Raw genomic sequence first — 4,183 nt, 5'->3', positions numbered from 1 at the left:
TTCTTAGAGAGCATTTAATCGTCCTAGCAAGGAGCCATTTATGCAAAGTGATGGCGGTAATATTCTTTTCCATATTGTTTCGGTATTTAGCAATATGGTGTGGCAAATCTTTTGGCCACTGGCATTTGGCCTAATTCTCTCTTCATTTATTCGTCATCTTTTGCCCGTGGAAACGGTGGCGAAACATCTAGGTAAAACGAACCTAAAAAGCCTTTCATACTCGACCGTGCTGGGTATGGTCTCTTCATCATGCTCCTATGCGGCTGCTTCTCTATCACATACCTTATTGAGTAAAAAATCGACCTTAGCCAATGCAACGGCATTTTTGGTCGCCAGTACCAATTTGATTGTTGAAATGTTTATTGTGCTGGTGGCCTTATTAGGCTGGACATTCCTATGGGGTGAAGTGCTGGGTGGACTCATTTTGATCGTGACTGTCGCGGTTCTTTTTCAGCGCTTCTATCCGAAAGAGGTTGAGGCCGAGTTACGCCAACATATCGCAGCAGAGCAACCGAAAAAATCCGCAATGGCAGACTGTGGCATGGATATGTCATCGATGAAGCATGAAGAAAGCGACTGCGGCATGGATATGTCGTCGATGAAGCATGAAGAAAGCGACTGTGGCATGGATATGTCATCGATGAAGCATGAAGAAAGCGACTGCGGTATGGATATGCATTCGATGCCAAAGAAAGAGATGCACATTGAACCACAAGCTGTGGTGTCTCCCATGATGGAAAAAATAACCAAATCGGCAGGTTTTTTCCAAATGGATTTGTCGATGATTGGCAAAGAGATCCTGATTGGTGTTGTGGTGTCATCCCTGTTAATTGCGATCGTACCGATTGAAGGTTGGCGCATGCTATTTATTAGCAACGACGTTAATTTGCCTGTGTGGTTACATTCCTTCCTTGATGTGATTATCGGTATTTTTGTCGCGGTGATTGCCTATGTTTGTTCGGTCGGTAATCTGCTGTTAGCAGCGGCGCTCTGGCATGGAGGGATCTCCTTTGGTGGCGTAATTGGTTTTATTCTCGCTGATGTTTTAACCATTCCAATGATGCGAGTTTACCAAAAATACTATGGTCAACGACCAGCAAGATGGATAGTGGGCTTGCTGTTTGTAGCGATTCTATTTACCGGTCTGTGTGTCGATCTCATCTTTAATGGTCTTAATATTGATGCAACGGCACAAGGCTTACGCACTATTAATCAAGACGGATTTGGTTGGAACTTTACCACCATCATGAATTTGATTTTTATCCCGCTTTCTATTTGGTATTACCGCTTAGGTAAAACCGCCAATGCAGGCATGGGAATGAATATGTAGCCGCGTTGCTAGCACATCATCGACTAAGTATGGCGAAACGACATTGAGTGAGGAATTTGTATGTCATCAGTGACCAATAATAATCAAAACCACAATGAATTCGACAATAAAATTGCTTTGGTATTGGCAGGAGCACAAGGCATAGGTCGTGCTTGCAGTCTGCTTTTAGCCGCGAAAGGTGCCAAGGTTTATGTTGCAGACTGGGACTTAGATTTGGCCAGTGCGACAGCGCGTGAAATCAATACGCGCTGTCGTAATGATGGTGAAAGTGGTCGTGCGGTTGGAGTATTTTTTAATGCCTTTGAGAATGATACCTACGCGAGCTTAATTGATTCAGTTCTCGAACAAGAGGGTAGAATTGATGTTTTGGCCAATAACTTTGGTGGTGTTGATTTGCGCCAAGATAGGGATTTAGCGCATACCGAAGTGACCAACTGGGAGAAGAACATTCTCGCCAATATCAACAGCGTCTTTATTCCTGCAAAAGCGGTGATCCCAACCATGGTGAAGCAGGGGGGCGGTGCGATTGTTAATATCTCTTCGCTCTCCTCATTAAGCGCTGAAATGTCGAGTATTGCTTACGGTACTTCGAAAAACGCGATTAATCACATGACGCGCCAAATAGCGATTCAATACGCCAGCTTTGGTATTCGTTGCAATGCGGTATTGCCGGGCATGATTGCGACCGATGCGGTAAAGAAAAACCTCACCACTGAGTACATTGATCATTTCCTCGCCACACAACCGATTAAACGCATGGGTGAGTCGGATGATATCGCTAATGCCGTGAGCTTTTTAGCCAGTGATAAAGCGAGCTTTATTACTGGGGTCTGCTTACCGGTCACCGGGGGAATGGATATCGCAACGTCACGCTATTATTTCGATGCCGATAAGGTTCAGTTTTAACGATTACGTTTGACGAGAGAAAACAAAAAGAGCTCGATGAGAGCTCTTTTTTATTCGTTGATTACCGGCTCAACCGCTAAAAAAAAATTGTTTAGTGGTGCTCGGTTTTGATTAACTTGCCGAATTGATCGTAATAAACCCAATCTCCAGATTGTCGGTTACTGATGTAACTACCTTCACTGCGTTTTTCTCCATTCGGCCAATAGTTGAGCCAAAGTCCTTCTTTACGTTCACGTAGATAACTGCCTTTTTCTGCCAGTTTTCCGTTGGTATGAAAGTAGCTCGCTTCGCCTTCTTTTTGTCCTTTTAACCATTGCTCTTGGTATTCTTGTTTACCGGTTTGGTAGTACTGAGTGAGTAGGCCGTTTAGTTTGCCTTTCTCAAATTGGGCGTGCTGTTTGAGTTGACCATTAGCGTAATACTCACGGTGTTTACCATGTTGCTGGCCGGTTAATAATTCACTACTAAATGATTGCATCCCGTCTTCAAACCAGCCTTGCCATAAGCCTGTTTGAACATTCTTAATCATTTCACCTTGGCGTTTTAACTGGCCATTGGTGACATAGTATTCCGCGTAAGGCCCGGTTTGCACGCCTTCGACGTAACTTTCACTGCGATAACGTATCTGTTTAAAGTCAAAATACTCACGTTTTCCGTGTAACTTATTATTGGCATATTCACTGGTACGGAGAATATTGCCTTCCGCGATGGTGCCAAAGGTTGGGTCGCTTTCTTGGTAGCGATAACCGGTCCACACACCGGTTTTCATATTGTCTTGATAGAGCCCGGTCACGCGACGACGACCGTTGTAATACTCGGCGTATTCGCCATTTAACTTGCCGTCGAGGTAAGTTTGTTTACGAGTCACTAAGCCTTGATTGTACGCCAGCCACTCGCCAGATTTTTTACCGTCAATATATTCACCGGTCTCACTTGGGTCACCGTTACCAAACCAGCGAGCGTAATGACCATGAAATTTCGCTCGATAGCTGTTCTCATCGACAGTCGAAGCATAGTGAATCACTTCACGTGGCAAGCCGGTTTCGTAGAAAGATTCATATTTACCTATCCAAACACTATTGAGACGCGTACCGCGCTCTTTCAGCGTACCGTCGGCAAAATAGCTTTCAGAGCGGCCAGTTTGTTTGCCGTGTTCGTAATGATCAATGCTGCGCAGTTTATCGGTCGCGTAGTAGCGAGTTTGCTTGCCGTGGCGTTCTCCCTCGAGCCAGTTTTCCTCACTGTCCATTTCACCTTGGCGATAGCGTGTAAATAAACCATCTTTAACACCTTGCTTGAAATTACCTTTTTCAACCAATCGACCTTCAGAGTCATACTGCTCTTGAATGCCGTGGAGTGGATATTGACCGTTATCTGCCAGTATGGTGGTGTGGTAATTGGTCAGTTGTTTAAGCTTGCCGTCGTCAAAATAGCGCTTCTGTTCACCAGCCAGTTTCCCCAGTTTGAAATTGCTCTCGGCGATAACCACTTGATCTGCATTATAGGTAACTTGTAGGCCGTCAAGCTGCCCATCTTGGTAGCGCTCTTTCTCGTAGAGATTACCATTTTCATGGTAGCGTAACGATTCGCCATCGAGGTGGTTGTTCTTATAGGTTGCCTGTTGAGCAAGTTGTCCACTAGGAAAGTAGGAGAGTGCTTTGCCATTGTGTACACCCGCTTCAAAATGAATTTCACTATTAGGAGTGCCGTCATCATAGAAGCTTCGCCAAGCACCTTGTCGTTCGCCTTGGGTATTGTACTCGCCTTCAGTAACAATTTGCCCAGCGCTATTTTGTTCTAGGTAGCGGCCTGAAAGGTGGTTGTTGGCGTACTCTTGGCGTATGGCGACCGTACCGTTTTCATGGTAGGTTTCCCACACGCCGTGGCGAAGGTTATTCAAATAGGTTTCTAGCGCTTGTCGTTTACCACTACTGAAAAAACGTTCTA

At 45.0% G+C, this 4,183-nt stretch carries 3 protein-coding genes; 2 read left to right on the top strand and 1 reads right to left on the bottom strand.

Annotation, left to right across the window (positions count from 1 at the left end; genetic code table 11):
- Positions 1-40: 40 nt before the first annotated feature.
- Together RH85_RS14860 and RH85_RS14855 are read left to right on the top strand one after the other, a co-directional pair.
- The gene (locus RH85_RS14860; protein WP_006713522.1) at positions 41-1,330 is read left to right on the top strand and encodes a permease; all 1,290 of its coding nucleotides are present in this window, start codon (positions 41-43) and stop codon (positions 1,328-1,330) included.
- A gap of 60 nt (positions 1,331-1,390) precedes the next feature.
- Positions 1,391-2,236 (top strand): SDR family NAD(P)-dependent oxidoreductase, encoded by an 846-nt coding sequence (locus tag RH85_RS14855; protein ID WP_006713521.1) that lies wholly within the window; start codon positions 1,391-1,393, stop codon positions 2,234-2,236.
- 91 nt (positions 2,237-2,327) lie between these two features.
- Here the strand turns inward: RH85_RS14855 and RH85_RS14850 are convergent.
- Positions 2,328-4,183 (bottom strand): toxin-antitoxin system YwqK family antitoxin (locus RH85_RS14850; protein ID WP_006713520.1); only part of this gene is annotated, 1,856 nt, incomplete at its 5' end.

The sequence above is a fragment of the Vibrio ichthyoenteri ATCC 700023 genome (assembly GCF_000222605.1).
GTDB lineage: Bacteria > Pseudomonadota > Gammaproteobacteria > Enterobacterales > Vibrionaceae > Vibrio > Vibrio ichthyoenteri.
This window is presented reverse-complemented; position numbering and strand designations above follow the sequence as displayed.

Bases quoted from the DNA above. Each gene is read 5' to 3' on its own strand.
- RH85_RS14855 (WP_006713521.1), top strand. From the start codon at position 1,391: ATGTCATCAGTGACCAATAATAATCAAAACCACAATGAATTCGACAAT.
- RH85_RS14860 (WP_006713522.1), top strand. From the start codon at position 41: ATGCAAAGTGATGGCGGTAATATTCTTTTCCATATTGTTTCGGTATTT.